This window comes from Myxococcus sp. AM011 (assembly GCF_013372595.1).
Taxonomy (GTDB): Bacteria; Myxococcota; Myxococcia; order Myxococcales; family Myxococcaceae; genus Myxococcus; species Myxococcus eversor.
Genome location: NZ_JABXEM010000009.1, coordinates 40054 through 57235 on the forward strand (window position 1 = coordinate 40054; position 17182 = coordinate 57235).

Sequence of the window (17182 nt, forward strand, 5' to 3'; positions counted from 1 at the left end):
GGGCATGAAGGTGCCCGAGGGCAACCTGGCCGCGACGGACCGCGTGACGCGGAGCCTGGAGCGGTTGGCGGTGGCGCCGCCGGTGCGGGCGGTGCTGGAGGCGTTGCTGCGCGAGGTCGCGGCCGCCCTCGCCGTGTCCGACGTCTTCCTCTGTTGGCGAGAGGACGAAAGCGTCCCGCACACGCTCGCCACGCCCGGAATGCCGGCTGACGCGGTGGAAGCGTGTGGCCAGCGGCTGCTGGCGGGCACGCGCGACATCGACGGGGCGCTCCTGCCGTACCTGTCGGTGGACCTGGAGCGGGACGCGCTGCTTTCGGGGGCGACGGAGGCCCGGCGGAAGCTGGGCGCGGTGGGGCTCGTCTCGCTGCCGGTGTCCGCCTCCGTGGCCCGGGGTGTCGTCGGCGTGCTGGGCGCCGTGCTGGCCGAGGGGCGGGTGCCGTCGGAGGAGGAGCTCCAGCGCCTGGGCCTCTACGCTCGCCTCGCGGGGCTGGCGCTGGAGCGGGAGCAGGCGGTGGAGGGGGTGCGCCTGGAAGTGGCGCGGGCCCGCGCGGAAGTCGAACAGTCGGAGGTGCTGCGGCTGAGCCGCTTCCAGGCGGTGACGGAGGCCTTCGGCCAGACGCTCACCCGCGCGGAGGTGGCCCACGTGGTGCTGGATTTGGGGCTGCCGGCGGTGGACGCGACGGCGGGCATGGTGCACCTGACGCCGGAGGGCGGCGCGTCCGCGGAGCTCATCGCGGCGGTGGGGGTGCCGGAGGGGCTGCTGGAGCCCCTGCGCGTGCTGCCCCGCACCGGCGAGGACCTGCCGGGCCAAGACGCGGTGCTGGCGGAGGCGCCGGTGTGGCTGGAGACGCTGGCGGCGATACAGGCGCGCTACCCGAGGCTCGCGGCGCTGATGGCGGAGGGGCCGCTGCGGGCGTTGGCGCTGGCGCCGCTGTTCGTCGAGGGGCGGGTGTTCGGCACGCTGGCCTTCGGCTTCGAGCGGGAGAAGGACTTCACCGCGCTGGAGCGCACGTCCATCGTCGGACTGGCGCGGCAGTGTGGCCAGGCGCTGGAGCGCGCGCGGCTATACGAGCGGGAGCACACCGCGCGACTGGAAGCGGAGGCGCTGGGCGCGCGGCTGAGCCTGCTGGCGGACGCGAGCGCGCTGGTGTCGGGCTCGCTGGGCTGGGAGGAGACGGTGTCCGGCGTGGCGCGGCTGGCGCTGGGCCACTTCGCGGACGGGTGCTCGGTGGACTCGTACGACGAGGGCGTGGTGCGGCGGCTGGCGGTGCTGCACGCGGACCCGGAGAAGGCGCAGCGGGTGCTGGAGTTGACGAGCTTCCCGCTGGACTCGGGTCAGCCCTCCACGCTGGCGCGGGTGCTGGCCAGCGGGCAATCCCGCATGGAGACCCGCAGGACGCGCGTGCCTTCCCCGACGGGAGGCGAGCCGACGTGGAGTGCCTGCACGCTCCTGCTCACGCCGCTCGTCGCTCGCCAGCGGACGTTGGGCGCGCTGACCTTCGTGCGGGACGCGGGGCGGGCCCCCTTCAACGCGACGGACCTGTCGCTGGCGGAGGAGCTGGCTCGGCGCGCGGCGCTGGCGATGGACAACGCGCGGTTGTTCCGCGCCGCGCGCGCGGCCGAGGAAGAGAGCCGACGCGGCGCCGCGCGGCTGCACGTGCTGGTGCAGGTCAGCCAGCTCATCGCCGAGGCGGGGTTGGACCTGCCCACCGTGCTCGACGTACTGGCGAGCAAGGTGTCCGAGGCGCTGGGCGGCGGGTGCGTGCTGCAACTGCTCGCGGAGGACCGGGAGCATTTGGAGTTGGTGGCGGCGCACCATCCGGACCCCGTCGCTCGCGGTGTGCTGGAGTCGTCGCTGCGGATGAATCCCGCGCGCGTGGGCGAGGGGCTGTCGGGCCGCGTGGTGGCCACGGGGCAGACGCTCTTCGTGCCCCGGTTGAGCGCGGAGGAGCTGCTCGGGGACCCGTCACCCGAGGGCGTCACCTTCCTGGAGCACTACGGGCCGCAGAGCCTCATCATCGTCCCGCTGGGCGCGCGCGGCCGGGTGCTGGGCACGCTGGGCGTCATCCGCGAGGCGCGCGGGCGCGAGTACACGGCGGAGGAGCGCGCGCTCCTGGAGAGCCTGGCCGCGCGGGCCGCCTTGGCCATCGAGGACGCGCGGCTGTACGGCGCGGCGACGCAGGCGGTGAAGGCGCGCGACGAGCTCTTGTCGGTGGCGGGACATGAGTTGAAGTCGCCGCTCAATGCCCTGCAGCTCCAGATTCACCTGCTGGCGCGCATGGCGAAGGATGCGATGGCGGCCAGTGGCCTCGCGGAACGCGCGGAGAAGGCGGCGCGCGCGGGGCAGCGGCTGGGGTTGCTCATCGATGACCTGCTGGACGTGTCGCGCATCAGCGCGGGCCGGCTGACGCTCAACCGCGAGGAGCTGGACCTGGCGGCGCTGACGCGCGAGCTGGTGTCCCGTATGTCCGAGGAGCTGGTGCGCGCGGGCAGCGAGGTGCTGCTGCTGGCGGACGAGGAGGTGGTGGGGCAGTGGGACAAGCTGCGGCTGGAGCAGGTGCTGGTGAATCTCTTGTCCAACGCGGCGAAGTACGGCGCGGGGCGTCCGGTGACGGTGCAGGTGGAGCAGCGCGGCCCGGTGGCGGAGCTGGCCGTGAAGGACCAGGGCATCGGCGTGGCGCTGGAGGACCAGGAGCGCATCTTCGAGCGCTTCGAGCGCTCGGAGTCCGCGCAGCACTTCAAGGGCCTGGGCCTGGGGCTCTGGATTACCAAGCGCATCGTCGAGGCCCACGGCGGCGGCATCCGCGTGCAGAGCCAGCCCGGCAAGGGCTCCACCTTCACCGTGGAGCTGCCCCTGTCCGGCGCGCTGCCGACGTGAGCGTGCGTGACACATCACCTGGACAGCGCTTGGCCCCGTGCGCTCTGGTGACGCGGTGATGATGCGAGTCTCGCGCGGTGGAGTCCTGTTCCTCCTCTTGTTGGGAGGAGCGCTCGCTCCGGGATGTGGCCATTCGCCCCAGGCGCGGCCCGCTCCCGACGGCGACAGCGATGGTGTGCCCGACGCGGAGGACGCGTGCCCGCTCATCCAGGGGCCCGTCGCCACGCGAGGCTGTCCCATCAAGGACACCGACGGCGATGGCCTGGATGACTCCGTGGACAAGTGTCCGCGCCACGCGGGCCCCGCCTTCCGGGAGGGCTGTCCCGCCCGGGACTTCGACGACGACGGCGTGGAGGACGCCAAGGACGCCTGTCCCCGCGAGTCCGGCCCGCTGGAGCGCAAGGGCTGCCCCATCATCGACCCGGACCGCGATGGCGTGGAGGGAGATGCGGATGCGTGTCCCGAGGAGGCCGGCCCCGTGGAGCGACAGGGCTGCCCGGAGAAGGACGAGGACGGCGACGGAGTTCCGGACGAGGACGACGCCTGTCCGCGCGACGAGGGTGTCCCCTACCTGAGCGGGTGTCCCGAGCGGGACAGGGACGGCGACGGCCAGGCGGACCACCGGGACAACTGCCCCACGACGTCTGGCCTGGCTGCGAACCAGGGTTGCCCGGCCCAGGACAAGCAGCGCGTCAGCCTCCAGCGCGACAAGCTGGAGCTGCTGGAGCGCATCGCCTTCGAGAGCCAGACGGCGAAGCTCCAGGCCAGCTCCCACGCGCTGTTGGACAACGTGGCCCGGGTGCTGCTCGCGCACCCGGAGCTGAAGCGCGTCATCGTCGAGGGACACACCGATGCCTGGGACGATGCGACGACGGGGCGCGCGTTGACGCAGGCGCGGGCGGAGGCGGTGGTCGCCTACCTGGAGGGGCAGGGCGTGCCGCCGGAGCGACTGGAGGCGCAGGGGCTGGGGGCGGACAAGCCATTGGAGTCCAGCGGAACGTCGCTCGGCCGCACGGCCAATCGCCGCGTGGAGTTCACCTTCCCGCAGCCCCCTCCTCGGAAGTCCTCCCGGCCCGTACCCCGTCGATGACGCGGTGCCACACCGAGGGGGCGGGTCGTTGGCGCCTCCTCCTGTCCGGTCCGTGGAGTCCTCCCGGAGTGTCGGGAGGTGGGATACTCTGGCGTCCGCGTCCAGGGCTCCACCGGACGCCGAGGTGACCCCCATGAGCGCATCCCCCCTCTTTGGTGACCTGCTGCTCAAGCTGGGTATCGTCACGCCCGTGCAGGTGCAGGAAGCCCTGGCCCTCCAGGCGCTCACCGGCCAGCGCGTGGGCGAGGCGCTCATCTCCCTCGGCTACGTCACCCGGGAGCAGATTCAGGACGCGCTGGGAGAGGCGTTGGGTCTGCACCACGACAAGGGGCCCTCGCAGCCCGCCCTGGGCGAGCTGCTGGTGGGGCTGAAATACGTGACGCTCGCGCAGCTCGAGGAGGCGCTCGCGCGTCAGCGCCGCGACGGTCGCAAGCTGGGCGAAATCCTCGTGGAGCAGGGGCACTGCACGTACAAGCAGATCTACGAGGCGCTCGGCCTGCAGAACCGCATCGCCGGCCGGCAGGAGAACCCCCGGCCCTTCATCGACGGGCGCCGCCGCGTCGTCGTCGTGGATGACAGCCCGCTGGCGTGCGCCTTCGTCCAGGAGGGACTGGTCGCCCTGGGCTACGAGGTCCTCTGCTTCCAGGACCCGTTCGAGGCGCTGGAGGGCATGAGCCGCCTTCAACCCGCCATCGTCCTGAGTGACTTGGAGATGCCCGGGTTGGATGGCGTGGAGCTGTGCCGCCGGCTCAAGGAGGGCCCCACGCGGGGACTGCCCGTCATCATCCTCACCGCGAATGACCGCGAGGCGGAGCGCGTGCGGGGCCTGCGCGCGGGCGCCGACGACTACGTCAACAAGTCCGCGTCCATGGACGAGCTGGCGGCGCGAATCGAGAGCGTGGTGCGCCGCACCGGCGAGACGGAGCGGATGCGCAAGCTGTTCGCCCGCTACACCTCCGCGGCGGTGGTGGACGAAATCCTCAAGAGCGCGGACGCGGTGGTGCTCACCGGCGAGAAGCGCGAGGTGACGGTGCTGTTCGCGGACATCCGCAACTTCACCGGCCTGGCGGAGAGCCTGCCTCCCGAGCAAGTCGTCGGGGTGCTCAACCAGGTGCTGGGCCGGCTGTCGGACGCGGTGCTCACGTGCGGTGGGACGCTGGACAAGTTCCTCGGCGACGGGCTGATGGCGGTGTTCGGCGCCCCGGTGGCGCGCACGGACGACGCGCTGCGCGCGCTCCAGTGCGCGAAGATGATGATGGACGCGATGACGGACCTGCGCGTGGAGGCGGAGGCCGAGTGGGCCGCCAACGGCCGCGAGGGCCACCCGCTGGTGCTGGAGCTGGGCGTGGGCATCAACTCGGGCGTCGTCGTCGCCGGCAACATCGGCAGCACGGTGCGCTCCGAGTACACCTGCATCGGAGACGCGGTGAATGTCGCCGCGCGGCTGTGCGCGCTCGCGGGCCCGGGGGAAATCCTGGTGGGCGAGCGCACCCGGGAGCTGGTGGACGCCAACGAGACGGCCTTCGAGGACCTGCCGCCCGTGCGCTTGAAGGGTAAGCAGCAGCCGGTGCCGCTATTCCGCGCGCTTTAGTCCCGCGTGAAGTCTTCCCCACCCCGGGCCGCCTCTGGCGGTAGGGTGGGGGCATGAATCCGTCCGCCGATGACCGCCCTCCGCCCTCCCGTCGCTCACCCGTGCTGTGGGTGGGGCTGGTGTTCGCCCTCGCCCTCATGTGCGCGGTGCTGGTGGGGGCGCTGACGCGCTCGAAGGCGGTGTACTCGGAGCGGATCCACCAGGACATCGGCGTGCTGGAGGACGCGCTGTCGCGCTTCCACGCGGATGGCAACGAGCTGCCGGAAGAGGCGGACCTGGAGCCCCTGCTGGTGCCCAAGTACCTGCCGGCGCTGCCGCTGGACCCCTGGGGACGGCACTACCGGTACACCAGCAACGGCGACCAGGTCTTCATCGCGACCTTCGGCCTGAGCGACGACCGGGGCGGCAGCCGCGAGGAGCAGGACCACACCAACCACGACGGGCACCCCCGGCCCGAGAAGGCGAAGTAGCCGTCCTGCCGTGCCCTCGGCCGACCCGGGGGCCGGCGTGCGATGGGCCCCGGAGCCCGAGCTCTTCGCGAGGCTGATGTGAAGGAGGGCCCCCCGCCCGGTGGCATCGTGCGCATCTGTCCCGAGGAGGGATGGAGTCCAGGCCATCCCCGCGAGGAGGGCGGCCATGGCCATCGTCTGTGCGAGCCCGCTGATGGCGCGGGAGTCCCGGGAAGTGGAGGTCGCCGCGGCGCTGGCGGCCAGGCTGGGAGAGCCGCTCCTGCTCGTGGGCGTCATGGACGGCGAGCCGCTGGCGGAGGCCTCGCGCCTGGAGGCCCAGGGGCACCTGGAGGCCCTGGCGGAGCGGCTGGAGCTTCCCCCGGGGCGGGTGAGCTGTCGGGTGCGCTCGGACGCGGACCAGGTGCTCGCCGACGAGGAGTGCCGGCACTCGCGCTGGGTGGTCGCCGCGGCGGAGGGCTGGCGGACGTCGGCCTGGAGGCGTGCCTCGCTGCCGGAGCGGCTGGCCCGACGGGGCTGCGGCCCGGTGTTGGCGGTGCGTCGCGCGGATGCGCTGGTGGACTGGCTGCGAGGGCGGCGCAGGTTGCTCGTCGTGGTGGGCGTGGATCCGCTGTCCCCCACGGCCGAAGCCGCGGTGGCCTTCCTGCGCGAGCTGCGCCGGGTGGGGCCGTGCGACGTGCTGGCCACCTACGTGTGCTCGCCGCTGGAGGAGCGGGAGCGGCTGGGCATCCACACTCCCGTCCATGTCGACCTGCTGGAGCCTCGGGCCCGGGACATGGAGGCGTTGGACCCCGCGGTGGAGACGGTGCTGTTGCGCGAGGTGCGCGAGCAGGTGGGGGACCTCCTGGGCGAGGGCGGCGTGGAGGTGGTGCTGGAGCCCGGCTTCGGTCGGCCCGCGGACCACCTGCTGCACGTGGCGCTCTCGCGCGGCGCGGACCTCGTCGTGGTGGGCATGCGCTCGCGGGGGGCGATGAAGCGGCTGTGGCACGGCTCGGTGTCGGCCGGGGTGCTGCGGCACGCGGAGCAGGCCGTGGTGTGCGTGCCGGACACGTTGCATGAGCCCCGGCACGCGCATCCGCCGCGCAGCGTGCTGGTGCCGGTGGACTTCTCCGAGGCGAGCGCGCGTGCCATCTCCCAGGCCCGCTCCCTGGTGGGGCCGGGCGGCCGGGTGCATCTGCTGCACGTGCACCGCAAGCGCCTGGGCGAGGCGGGGGATTACATCGACCACTACGGCGTGCTGCCCGAGCCTCCGCGCGCGCGGGACGTGACGCTGAAGCGGCTGTGGGACCTGGTGCCTCGTGACGAGGGCGCCCAGGCGCTGCGCTGGAGCGTGGAGGGTGTCACCGGCGAGGACATCGCCCTGGCCATCTGCCAGGCGACGGAGCGCGAGGGCGTGGACCTGGTCTGCCTGGGGACTTCGGACGGGCCCGCGCGCGAGCCGGACGCGCTGCCCGACGCGGTGACTCGGGAGCTGGTGGCGCGCTGCCGCCGGCCCGTCATGGTGGTTCCTGGCTCCTGACGATGTTCCTGGCTCCTGATGAGGTTCCCGGCTCGTGACGCGGTGCCTGGCTCGTGACGCTCTTGAGACAGCAGTCATCCAGGTACACATGAAAGGATTTTCAGGTGGGTCGATTCTGTCCCCACCTGCCAGGACACCCGGCCCGTTGAACGAGGGACCCGATGGGGCGCTAGAATCCCGGCACCACGCATCACAGCAGGGGGTTTGCCGGTGACGCTCAGTGGTTACCGAGAAGAAGAGCTCGTCTGCAATCGTGCCTCGCTCATCATCCATGGCGGCACGGAGGAGGAGCGCCGCAGCTGGGCCCAGGAGGCCGCGCGCAACTTCGACGTGGAGCTGGTGGAGGTGAAACAGGCCACGGACCTGGCCGCGGCGCTTCGCCAGCGCAACGGCGTGTTGTTCATCCCCGACGCCGCCAAGCTCGGGCGCGAGGCGCAGGGGCTCATCCTGCGCTGCCTCCAGATGCAGGAGGAGCGTCCCAAGGTGGTGGTGGGCGTATCGGGCGCGGCGGACGCGGCGCTCTCGCGCGGCACGCTGCGGGAGGACCTGCACTACCGGCTGCATCAGGCGCAGGTGGACCTCCAGAAGGAGGGCCTGCGGGAACTCCTTCGCCGGCGCTGGTCGCTCCAGGCGGAGCAGCTCGCGCTGAAGGCCGCCGCCGCCAAGGCCGTCGCGGAGTCGGAGCGCGAGGCCGCCGAGGCCCGTCGCCCCGGCTCGGTGACTCGAACGCTGCCCAAGGCGCGCAAGTCCGTCTCCAGCTCGCGCAAGCCGGCGGCCCGCAACCTGTCGCCTCGCTGAAGTCTGCGAGTGCGCGCTCTTCGCGCGAGGGGCACTGTCCCCTCGCGCCGTCAGTCGAGGAGCGAGGGCCCGTCGGCGCCCGGCCCACTCGAAGACGCGAGGAGACCCCATGTCGCTGGAGCTCATCCGAGGAGACATCACCCGAGTCGACGCGGACGCCATCGTCAACGCGGCGAACAGCTCGCTGTTGGGCGGCGGAGGCGTGGACGGCGCCATCCACCGCGCTGCGGGCCCGGAGCTGGTGGCCGAGTGCCGGCTCCTGCATGGCTGCCCCACCGGCCAGGCGAAGGTGACGCGCGGCTACCGGCTGCCCGCCCGTCACGTCATCCACACCGTGGGCCCCGTCTGGCGCGGCGGCACCCAGGGCGAAGAGGCCACGCTGGCCCGGTGCTACAAGAGTGTGTTCGCCCGGGTGTCGGAGCTGGGGCTGCGCTCGGTGGCCTTCCCCTCCATCTCCACCGGCATCTACGGCTTCCCGATTGAGAAGGCCGCGCCCATGGCCCTCCGGGAAATCCAGGCGGCGCTGGGGCGACTGCCACACCTTGAGAAGGTGACAGTGGTCCTCTTCTCGGAGGCGGATTTGGAGACGTATCAGCGCGCGCTCGCGGGGCTCCAAGGGGCGCCTGGGGGCGAGAATGTGTGAACGAGGAAAACTGGGCTACAGTTTCGCCCACGTCCTTTCTTCGTGGAGCATCACATGTCTCAGGAAAACGCTGCTGGTAAGCCAAAGCGCGGGCTCAAGCGGCCCATCGAGGTGGTCCGCGCCGAGCTTCTGAACGACTCGGACACCAAGAAGATCGCCGCGGCCGTGAACATGAAGCTCGAGGACTACGTGGAGCTGGTCCTGAAGTACGCCCAGGACAAGGACCTGCAGCCCGAGCTGAACATCGTCCCGGACGAGGAGCTGAAGAAGAACGGCATCACCCCGGTGACGTCCGACGAGGCCGCCGACATCATCATCCGAGGGATGAAGGGGGAGCTGCCCGGCTCCGCGCCCGACTTCGACAACTCCAAGTTCGAGCAGAAGGCGGCTGGCGGGAAGCCCGCGCTGACGACGCCGGACCCGGCCACTCCCGCGGCCCAGCAGCCGGCGGCTCCGGCGGGTCCCCAGGACGCGGCCGCGCGGCAGGCGATGTTGGATCAAATCAAGCGCGGTGGCGGCCGGGCCTGAGTTCGTACCCCGGGGCGGAATGTCGGAGAAAATCCGACGGAAATTCTGGCGGAAACAAATCAGCCGCTCCGCCGAGAATCACTCTGAGTCTTCGCTTCGGCAAAAACTTCCTTCTTCCACTCCCCTTTCGTCACCCCGAGGTATCGCCATGGGCCTGTTCGGCAGCTTCAACCCCCTCAAGTTGATTCAGAAGCCCCTGGAGCTGCTCGGCAAGGCGGCGGAGACGGTCAGCAAGCTCGCCGGCGGTGTGGCGAACATCGGTGGCAAGGTCCTCGACTTCCTGAAGAAGCCGGCTGAAGAGGTGATTTCGCCCATCACCGACAAGATCAGCGAGCAGATCAAGAAGATCCCCTTCCTGGGCAAGTTCCTGGCCCCGGTGGTGGAGAACCTGATGAAGCAGGGCGTCACGTCGCTGGTCGGCGAGGGCCCCATCGGCGGCATCGGCGCGCTGGCGAAGGCCACCTCGAAGATCGAGGACGTGGTCAAGGTCGCCGAGACGGTTCGCAAGGGCGCCGACAAGGTCGACGCGTTCGCGGACAACTTCCTGGGCCAGCAGAACCTGCAGAACATCTTCGCCCAGCGTCACGCTTCCTTCATCGAGTAAGCGGCTCGCGCCCCTGGCGCGATGACGCACCCCCGAGGGCCGGCCTTCCGCGAGAGCGGGGTCGGCCCTTCGGCTTTGCGGGGCAGGGGAGTGGATGAGCACTTGGGGCTGGCCTTCCGTGGAAGCAGGGCTGGCCCATCGGCTCGAGGGGCAGGATTGGATGGGCACCGAGGGCCGGCCTGCCGTGGGAGCGGGGCTGGCCCTTCGGCTTTGAGGGGCAGGGGAGTGGATGAGCATCGAGGGCCGGCCTTCCGCGAGAGCGGGGTCGGCCCTTCGGCTTTGAGGGGCAGGGTTGGATGGGCACCGAGGGCCGGTCTTCCGCAGGAGCGGGGCTGGCCCTCGGGCGTTGGGGTGCCGTGAGAGCGGGGGGCAGCGCGACTCAGGCGAGGACTGTCGCGATGCCCGAGGCCCGGCTTCCGTAGGAGGAGCAACCCAGCGGCGCCTCCGGTCATGGCGAAGCAGGCCCCCGCTCGGGGCGGTCAGAAACCCGACCTGGGTGGTCCGGTACCCGTCCTGATCCTCAGGACCTGAGACTGGGTCCGCACTCAGTGTGTGGATTTGGGGCTGCTTTTCTCAGCTCCCAAGGTGGTGGATCACTCCGTTGGGAAGCGGTGTCGCGATGCCACGAAGCACCTCCCCAAGAAGGTGCGCCAGGCCGGATGGATCATCACGGCCCGGATTCAGGGGAGGGCAGGTCGGGTCAGCCCTCTTCGCTGGCCAGCCGCTTCACGTCGCGCAGGAGCCGGTCGGTCGAGTCGCTGTCCGCGCTGTCGTAGTACCCGCGAATCTGTCCCTGCGAGTCCACGAGGACGAAGTGGGTGCCATGGAAGATGGAGAGCAGGTCGTCCTCGGCGGAGCCGGGCTCGCGGCCCATGCTGACCTTGAAGCCCTGGACGATGGTGTCCTTGAGCACGTCGTAGTCGCCGGTGAGGAAGCTCCAGCGCGCGAAGTTGGCGCCGTGGAGCTGGCCGTACTCGGTGAGGCGAGCGGGCGTGTCGTACTTCGGGTCGACGGAGAAGGAGACGAGCTGGAGGTTCGTCCCGAACGAGTCGGTGCTGGTCTGCACGTGGGCCATCTTCCGGGTGAAGGCCGGGCACACGGTGGGGCAGCGGGTGAAGATGAAGTTGGCGATGAAGGGGTGGCCTCGGAGCTGGGCGCTGCCGAAGGGCTGACCGTCATGTCGGGTGAAGGTGAAGTCCGGCAGGGCGCCGAGCTGGGGCAGGGGCTCGCTGCCCGCGCGCTTCAGGTTGCCGGCTGCGACCGCGGCGAGGCCCAGCGCGACGACGGCGATGCCAGCCCAGAAGCCAGGGCGTTGCGTGAGACGAGCCGGGGGGAGCGCGAGAGGGGAGTCGGCGGACATGGCCCGGACCTAACGAAAGGCCCGGGAGGGCACAAGCGCGTCGGACGGCCCAGGGTCAACCTGCCTACTCGCGAGGTGTAGCGGGCATCAGGTCGCCCCGAGGGCAGGCGGGCCTGAGAGAGCGGGGAGGGGCCCGTGGCTTGAGGCCTCCAGGGCCGCGTGCTAGCCGGGAAGGCGGTGATGACTGGCGAGCGCTCCATAGCGGGTCGACGAGCCGCGTCCCGCCTTCCGGGGCGAGGGATTCGCTGGTGCATGTCTCCCGATGGAGGCGGACTCGGCTTTCCAGAGCGAGGAATGGACGAGCGCCTGCCACTCGATGAAGGCGCGGTCGTCACGAGGGTGACTCGCGACGTGCGTTTCATCGAGGGACAGCGAACCATGTCCCTCGTTCCCGAAAGGAAGATGCTCGGGGGCATGCCTCTCGCCGGGCTCCTCATGGTGTTCCTGCCGCTGGACGCGCTCGCCTGTGCGACGTGCTCCCTGCGCGAGCCCGAGTCGGCGGTGCGCTCGGCGCTCCTGGTTGTCGGGTTGATGCTCACGCCTTTCCTGGTGGTGGGCGTGGGGCTGTGGGCGGTGCGGCGCGCGGGCCGGGAGGCCTCTCGGGAGGATGGCGCGTGAGCATGTCCGTCGAGGGAAAATCCCAGCCATCATCGACCGCACCCTCGGCCACGAGCGCGAGGACGCTGGCGCTCCCCGAGGACGCGAGTGTCGACGGGCACCGCATCGACGCGCTGCTGGGCTGGAGTCACCGCTTCGAGGCGGGGATGGCCGCGCTCGCGCTCGGGTGGATGGTGGTCGCGGTGTGGCGCTTCCGGAACGCGAAGCGAGCGGCGTCTGACGGTGGCACGAAGCGCTCGCGCGCGTGGGTGTTCGGCCTCGCATTGAGCACGTTCCTCGTGGTGGACGGAGCGCTGCTGGTGGGCTCGGAGGGCTACCTCCGGGATGTGCTGTGGAACCTCCAGGTCCCCGCGACGGACCCGCGCACGGTGCGCATCGAAATCAACGCGCATCAGTGGTCCTGGGAGGCGCGCTACGCGGGCGAAGACAACCGCTTCAATACATCCGACGACGTGGTGACGTGGAACGACCTGCGCGTGCCTGCGGGGGTGCCCGTCTGGGTGCAGTTGGTCTCCACGGACGTGGTGCACGGCTTCTCGCTGCCGAACTTCCGAGTGAAGCTGGATGCGATTCCGGGGCGCGTGAATCAGACCTGGTTCCGAGCCGCGCGCGAGGGCACCTGGGAAGTGGCCTGCTATCAACATTGCGGCACCAGCCACTACCGGATGCGCGGCGAGCTGCGCGCCCTGTCCGCGGAATCGTATGCGGCGTGGCTGCGCGAAGCAGGACGGCAGGCCGTGCAGGCCTACGACGTGGATGACAGCGCGGCCCACTGGGGCTGGGAGTGGAAGGCACCGTGAGCCTGCTCTCGCTCGACCACAAGGACGTGGCGCGGCGCTACCTGTGGAGCGGCCTGGGCTTCCTGTTGCTGGGAGGGCTGCTCGCGCTGGCCATCCGCTGGCAGTGGGCGTGGCCGGGGCAGCCGGTGCCAGGGCTCGCCTGGGCGCTGCCCGAGTCCCGAGGCGCGTTGACTCCGCCCACGTACACGGCCGTCTTCACCATGCACGGCCTGGTCATGATTTTCTTCGCGGTGACGCCGCTGCTCTTCGGCGCACTGGGGCACTTCGTGCTGCCGCTGGCCATCGGGGCGCGAGGGCTCGCCTTCCCGCGACTCTCGGCGCTGGGCTACTGGGTGTACGCGCTGGGGGGCGTGCTGGTGCTGGCCTCGTTCGCGGTGCGGCTCGGGCCGGCGAGCGCGGGATGGACGGCGTATCCACCGCTGTCGACGTCGGCCTTCACGCCCGGGTTGGGACAGACGCTGGTGACGGTGGCGGTGCTGTGCGCTGGCACGTCGGCCTTCACCTATGGCCTGAACTTCGTTGTCACGGTGGCGAGGTGTCGAGCCCCGGGGATGACGTGGGGACGGCTGCCGCTGACGGTGTGGGGCCTGTTCTTCGCCTCGGTGTTGAACGTGCTCTTCGTGCCGGTGCTGGCCGCCGCAACGGCGTTGCTGTTGATGGACCGGTTGCTGGGCACTCAGTTCTTCATCGCGGGCGCGGCGGCGGTGGGCGGTGGTGGGGACCCGGTGGTGTACCAGCACCTCTTCTGGCTCTTCGGCCATCCGGAGGTCTACATCCTCATCCTGCCCGCGTGGGGCATGGTGGGGGACCTGGTGGCGTTCTTCAGCCGCAAGCCCGCGCATGGCTATCGGCTGACGGCGGGGGCCATGGGGACGGTGTCCGCGCTGAGCGGGCTCGTCTATGCGCACCACCTCTTCACCAGTGGCATGTCGCCGTTGCTCGGGCGCACGTTCATGGTGCTGACGCTGCTCATCTCCCTGCCCGCGGAGGTGATGTTCCTCAACTGGCTGATGACGCTGTGGCGAGGCAGCGTGCGGCTGACGTCGCCGATGCTCGCGGCGCTGGCGACGATGGTGGTCTTCGGGCTGGGCGGAATCACGGGCCTGGCGCTGGGCGCGGTGGCCACGGACGTGCCGCTGCACGGGACGCTGTGGGTGGTGGGGCACTTCCACCTGACGATGGGAGCCGCCAGCTTCCTCGGTGTCTTCGCGGGCCTCTACTTCTGGTTCCCGAAGATGTTCGGGCGCGCGCTGCACGAGGGACTCGCGAAGGTGCACGTGCTGTCGAGCGCGGTGCTGTTCCTCGGCGTGTTCGGCGGACAGCTCGCGGCGGGCTACGCGGGGCAATTGCGGCGACTGTATGACCCATACCAGTACACGTACCTGAAGCACCTGTTGCCGCTGAACCAGTGGACGACGGTGTGCGCGTTCCTGCTGGGCGCCGCGCAAGTGGTGTTCGTGGTGAACCTGGTGTGGACGTTGCGGCGAGGGCGCGCCGCGGAAGCGAACCCATGGCAGGTGGGCACGCTCGAGTGGACGTGCGCGGCGAGCCCGCCCGGCGAAGGCAACTTCACGCAAATCCCCGTGGTGCTGCGCGGGCCGCATGCACTGTCACAGCCGGAGGTGTTGGAGCGACTGGGGCGCGACTGGATTGGACAGGCGGAGGTGCTGCCAGGGGAGGCCCGACAGGGCGCGGGTGACGAAGCGATGCCCGCATCCGAGGGCCCCGTGTCCACCGTGGGGAGCGTGACATGAGCGAGCACGGACGCATGTCGAGCACTGCGCGCGGCCCGAGGTGTGCCACATGAGCGTGGAGCGCAACCCGGTGGAGGACGAGTCGCAGACGCGCACCGACTCCAATCCGCTCTCGATGTCTCGCGCCCTCGGCATGAAGCCGCTGCCTTTCGTGAGCGACGCCAGCGCGGAGCCCTCTCCACACGGAGCGAGCACGTCGTCCGCTGTCGAGGGCACGCTGTGGCTCGGCACGGTGCTGGGGCTCGCCGCGTGGTCGATGTTCTTCGCCTCGCTCGTCTTCGCGGTGGGCTGGTATCGGATGCGCGAGCCGTGGCCCCCGCTCCCCGTGTCCCTGTTGGGCCTGGGCCTCACCGGGCTCCTGCTCGTCGTGGGGAGCGCCGTGCTCCACCTCGGCCTTCAGCGGCGCGAGTCACCATGGCCCGCGCGATGTGCCCTGGTCCTGGGGCTGGGCTTCCTCGCGCTCCAGGCGACGTGGACGCACCAGGCCTGGTGGACCGAGCACGTGCGCATCCCCGAAGGCGGCGTTTCAGCCTCGGCGTTCCACGGGCTCACGGTGCTGCATGCGCTGCATGTGCTCGGGGTGATTTTCGGTCTCTTCCTCGTCTGCTGGCGCCACGCGCGCGGCGCGGACGTGCGAGCCTCACTGCGACGTCACGTGCTCGGCTGGCACTTCGTGACGGCGATGTGGGTGCTCCTCTTCGTGGCGGTGTACCTCCCATGACGAATCCTCGCGGAACCTCTCGTGTCAGCACCACGCGGGCACTGATGGTGCTGTTGCCTCTCGTGTTCGCGGGCTGTCGCTCGAAGAGCGCCCCCACCTTCGAGCCCCTGAAGCTCGCGGACGGCCGTGTCATCCCAGCGGAGACGCTGACGCGCGGGCACTCGGTGTACACGTACTACTGCGCGTCCTGTCACGGCGAGCAGGGCGACGGCCAGGGCCCCGCGGGTCGTGGGATGCGGCCCGTGCCGCGCAGCTTCCGTCAGGGCCTCTTCAAGTTCGGAGGCGTCGCCGTCGGCGAGCTGCCCCCGGATGAGGCCTTGAAGCGCACGCTGCGTCGAGGCCTGCACGGCACGCCGATGTTCGCGTGGGACGTTCCCGACGCGGACCTGGAGGCGGTGCTCCAGTACGTGAAGACCTTCAGCCCGCGCTGGAAGGAAGAAGTCCCCGGCAAGCCCCTGGCCCTGTCACCCGACCCGTGGCGCGGGCGCGACGCGGAGGCCATCGAGCGAGGCCGTGTCGCCTACCACGTCTCGGGCGCGGGGAACGCCGGGTGCTCGAGTTGCCACGTCGCGTACCTGCCGCGCGCGGAGCTGGCCGCGCTGCTGAAGAAGGCACTCGGCCGCGACGTGGACCTGTCCAAGATGGACCCGTACACGGCCCTGGCCCGCGAGTCGGACCACCCCGTGGCGGTGGACGCGAAGGGCGAGCCCACGAAGACGGAGAAGGTTCTGCCCCCGGACTTCCTCTTCCAACCACTGCGCACGGTGTGGCCGGTGGGCGAGACGGTGGACGGCACCCCGTACACAGCCGAGCGCCAGCGCGAGGACCTCTACCGAGTCATCTCCTCGGGCGTGGGAGGCGCGGCGATGCCCACGTGGAAGGGCGCCATCCCCGAGGAGAACCTGTGGGCGCTCGCGTACTACGTGCAGACGCTCGTCGTGCTGCGAGACACGGACGCGGCCGATGAGCTCAAGTCCCGACTGCGAGGCTCGACTCAGTGAGCCGTGCCCGAGGGGCCAGGGGCGTCACGTGCGCTTCTTCCACGGGCTCGCGAGCGAGCCGGATGAGCTTCAGTCGGGACAAGAGCCGCATCACCTGCCACGTGGGGTCCAGCTCGAAGCGTCGCGCGGCGAAGTCGGGGCTCGCGGGCCGGGCGTGATGGTTGTTCTGGAACAGCTCGCCCATGCAGACCACGTCCATGGGCAGCGTGTTGCGTGACGCGTCCCGGGTCGCGAAGTTGCGATAGCCGGCGCGGTGGCCGAACCAGTTGACGATGGCGCCGTGCACCGGCCCCATCACGAAGTGCGCGGGCAGGAGCGCCCAGTGCCACGGGCGCGTGGCGAAGCGCCGATAGAACAGCGTGTAGAGCGCGCCGAAGGTGACGCGCGAAGGCCAGCTGTTGAAGAACTTCTCCAGCGCGGGCCACTGCGGATAGCCCCCGAGGAAGCGTGCTTCCGGCTGGATGCGCCGTGCGAGCAGTCCCTCGTAGCGCCGTGCCGTGTTGAGCATCATTCGCGCCGGATTCTTCTGGTGCGCGGGCGAGTGCGGGTCCTTCTCGGTGTCGGCGTACGCGTGGTGCTCGCGGTGCAGGATGGCGTAGGCGCGCGGGTCCAGGTAGCTGGAGCCCTGCACCAGCGCGGTGCACAGGTGAAGGGCTCGCTCGGTGCGAGGCCGCATCGTGTACATGCGATGCGCGGCGTAGCGGTGCTGGAACAGGCTCTGGAAGAGCACGCTCAGCGTCCAGTGTGAGGCGAAGAAAAGATAGACCATACCGGCTCAACCTCCGGGCATGTCATCGCCCTGTCAGGCCT

General features: G+C 70.7%; 16 protein-coding genes. 14 read left to right on the forward strand and 2 right to left on the reverse strand.

Annotated elements, in window-relative coordinates:
* The first annotated feature begins 4 nt into the window (after positions 1 to 4).
* From HUW62_RS49605 to HUW62_RS03455, 9 genes are all read left to right on the forward strand, one after another.
* Positions 5 to 2878, forward strand: coding sequence for a GAF domain-containing protein (locus tag HUW62_RS49605; RefSeq protein WP_176433541.1), 2874 nt, complete (start codon positions 5 to 7; stop codon positions 2876 to 2878).
* 37 nt (positions 2879 to 2915) lie between these two features.
* Positions 2916 to 3968, forward strand: a complete 1053-nt coding sequence (locus tag HUW62_RS03420) for an OmpA family protein (protein WP_368670329.1) — start codon at positions 2916 to 2918, stop codon at positions 3966 to 3968.
* 133 nt (positions 3969 to 4101) lie between these two features.
* On the forward strand, positions 4102 to 5559 hold the full coding sequence (locus HUW62_RS03425) for an adenylate/guanylate cyclase domain-containing protein (RefSeq protein WP_163868542.1): 1458 nt from the start codon (positions 4102 to 4104) through the stop codon (positions 5557 to 5559).
* Between the two features lie 53 nt (positions 5560 to 5612).
* A complete protein-coding gene (locus HUW62_RS03430; RefSeq protein ID WP_163868541.1) occupies positions 5613 to 6029 on the forward strand; it encodes a type II secretion system protein GspG in 417 nt (138 codons plus the stop codon).
* Positions 6030 to 6195: 166 nt separating this feature from the next.
* Positions 6196 to 7545 (forward strand): universal stress protein, encoded by a 1350-nt coding sequence (locus HUW62_RS03435; protein WP_163868540.1) that lies wholly within the window; start codon positions 6196 to 6198, stop codon positions 7543 to 7545.
* A gap of 210 nt (positions 7546 to 7755) precedes the next feature.
* Complete coding sequence (locus tag HUW62_RS03440) at positions 7756 to 8343, forward strand: Fis family transcriptional regulator (protein WP_163868539.1); 588 nt, start codon at positions 7756 to 7758, stop codon at positions 8341 to 8343.
* Positions 8344 to 8452: 109 nt separating this feature from the next.
* Positions 8453 to 8986, forward strand: coding sequence for an O-acetyl-ADP-ribose deacetylase (locus tag HUW62_RS03445; RefSeq protein ID WP_163868538.1), 534 nt, complete (start codon positions 8453 to 8455; stop codon positions 8984 to 8986).
* Between the two features lie 54 nt (positions 8987 to 9040).
* Positions 9041 to 9514 (forward strand): hypothetical protein, encoded by a 474-nt coding sequence (locus HUW62_RS03450; RefSeq protein ID WP_163868537.1) that lies wholly within the window; start codon positions 9041 to 9043, stop codon positions 9512 to 9514.
* A 148-nt stretch (positions 9515 to 9662) separates the two neighbouring features.
* A complete protein-coding gene (locus HUW62_RS03455; RefSeq protein ID WP_176433542.1) occupies positions 9663 to 10118 on the forward strand; it encodes a hypothetical protein in 456 nt (151 codons plus the stop codon).
* 700 nt (positions 10119 to 10818) lie between these two features.
* Here the strand turns inward: HUW62_RS03455 and HUW62_RS03460 are convergent.
* Positions 10819 to 11478, reverse strand: a complete 660-nt coding sequence (locus HUW62_RS03460) for an SCO family protein (protein WP_176433543.1) — start codon at positions 11476 to 11478, stop codon at positions 10819 to 10821.
* Between the two features lie 378 nt (positions 11479 to 11856).
* On the opposite strand from HUW62_RS03460, the gene HUW62_RS03465 reads away from it, so the two are divergent.
* From HUW62_RS03465 to HUW62_RS03485, 5 genes are read left to right on the forward strand one after another with little or no spacing between them, the layout of a single operon-like run.
* Positions 11857 to 12096: a hypothetical protein gene (locus tag HUW62_RS03465; protein WP_176433544.1), complete on the forward strand. Its 240-nt coding sequence runs from the start codon at positions 11857 to 11859 to the stop codon at positions 12094 to 12096.
* A gap of 2 nt (positions 12097 to 12098) precedes the next feature.
* Entirely contained in the window at positions 12099 to 12896 is a 798-nt protein-coding gene (locus HUW62_RS03470) for a cytochrome c oxidase subunit II (RefSeq protein ID WP_176433557.1), read from the forward strand.
* Positions 12893 to 14650: a cbb3-type cytochrome c oxidase subunit I gene (locus tag HUW62_RS03475; RefSeq protein ID WP_163868534.1), complete on the forward strand. Its 1758-nt coding sequence runs from the start codon at positions 12893 to 12895 to the stop codon at positions 14648 to 14650. Before HUW62_RS03470 ends, HUW62_RS03475 begins: the two co-directional genes overlap by 4 nt.
* Before the next feature lie 49 nt (positions 14651 to 14699).
* Entirely contained in the window at positions 14700 to 15371 is a 672-nt protein-coding gene (locus HUW62_RS03480; protein WP_176433545.1) for a cytochrome C oxidase subunit III, read from the forward strand.
* Entirely contained in the window at positions 15368 to 16372 is a 1005-nt protein-coding gene (locus tag HUW62_RS03485) for a cytochrome c (RefSeq protein ID WP_163868532.1), read from the forward strand. The genes HUW62_RS03480 and HUW62_RS03485 overlap by 4 nt, the downstream gene beginning before the upstream one ends.
* Here HUW62_RS03485 and HUW62_RS03490 read toward each other — a convergent pair.
* Positions 16341 to 17141, reverse strand: coding sequence for an acyl-CoA desaturase (locus HUW62_RS03490; RefSeq protein WP_163868531.1), 801 nt, complete (start codon positions 17139 to 17141; stop codon positions 16341 to 16343). The two genes, HUW62_RS03485 and HUW62_RS03490, sit on opposite strands and share 32 nt — an antisense overlap.
* Positions 17142 to 17182 lie beyond the last annotated feature (41 nt).

Coding starts and splice junctions, on each gene's coding strand:
- HUW62_RS49605 (WP_176433541.1), top strand. CDS start 5: ATGAAGGTGCCCGAGGGCAACCTGGCCGCGACGGACCGCGTGACGCGG.
- HUW62_RS03425 (WP_163868542.1), top strand. CDS start 4,102: ATGAGCGCATCCCCCCTCTTTGGTGACCTGCTGCTCAAGCTGGGTATC.
- HUW62_RS03430 (WP_163868541.1), top strand. CDS start 5,613: ATGAATCCGTCCGCCGATGACCGCCCTCCGCCCTCCCGTCGCTCACCC.
- HUW62_RS03435 (WP_163868540.1), top strand. CDS start 6,196: ATGGCCATCGTCTGTGCGAGCCCGCTGATGGCGCGGGAGTCCCGGGAA.
- HUW62_RS03445 (WP_163868538.1), top strand. CDS start 8,453: ATGTCGCTGGAGCTCATCCGAGGAGACATCACCCGAGTCGACGCGGAC.
- HUW62_RS03450 (WP_163868537.1), top strand. CDS start 9,041: ATGTCTCAGGAAAACGCTGCTGGTAAGCCAAAGCGCGGGCTCAAGCGG.
- HUW62_RS03455 (WP_176433542.1), top strand. CDS start 9,663: ATGGGCCTGTTCGGCAGCTTCAACCCCCTCAAGTTGATTCAGAAGCCC.
- HUW62_RS03460 (WP_176433543.1), bottom strand. CDS start 11,478: ATGTCCGCCGACTCCCCTCTCGCGCTCCCCCCGGCTCGTCTCACGCAA.
- HUW62_RS03465 (WP_176433544.1), top strand. CDS start 11,857: ATGTCCCTCGTTCCCGAAAGGAAGATGCTCGGGGGCATGCCTCTCGCC.
- HUW62_RS03470 (WP_176433557.1), top strand. CDS start 12,099: ATGTCCGTCGAGGGAAAATCCCAGCCATCATCGACCGCACCCTCGGCC.
- HUW62_RS03480 (WP_176433545.1), top strand. CDS start 14,700: ATGAGCGTGGAGCGCAACCCGGTGGAGGACGAGTCGCAGACGCGCACC.
- HUW62_RS03485 (WP_163868532.1), top strand. CDS start 15,368: ATGACGAATCCTCGCGGAACCTCTCGTGTCAGCACCACGCGGGCACTG.
- HUW62_RS03490 (WP_163868531.1), bottom strand. CDS start 17,141: ATGGTCTATCTTTTCTTCGCCTCACACTGGACGCTGAGCGTGCTCTTC.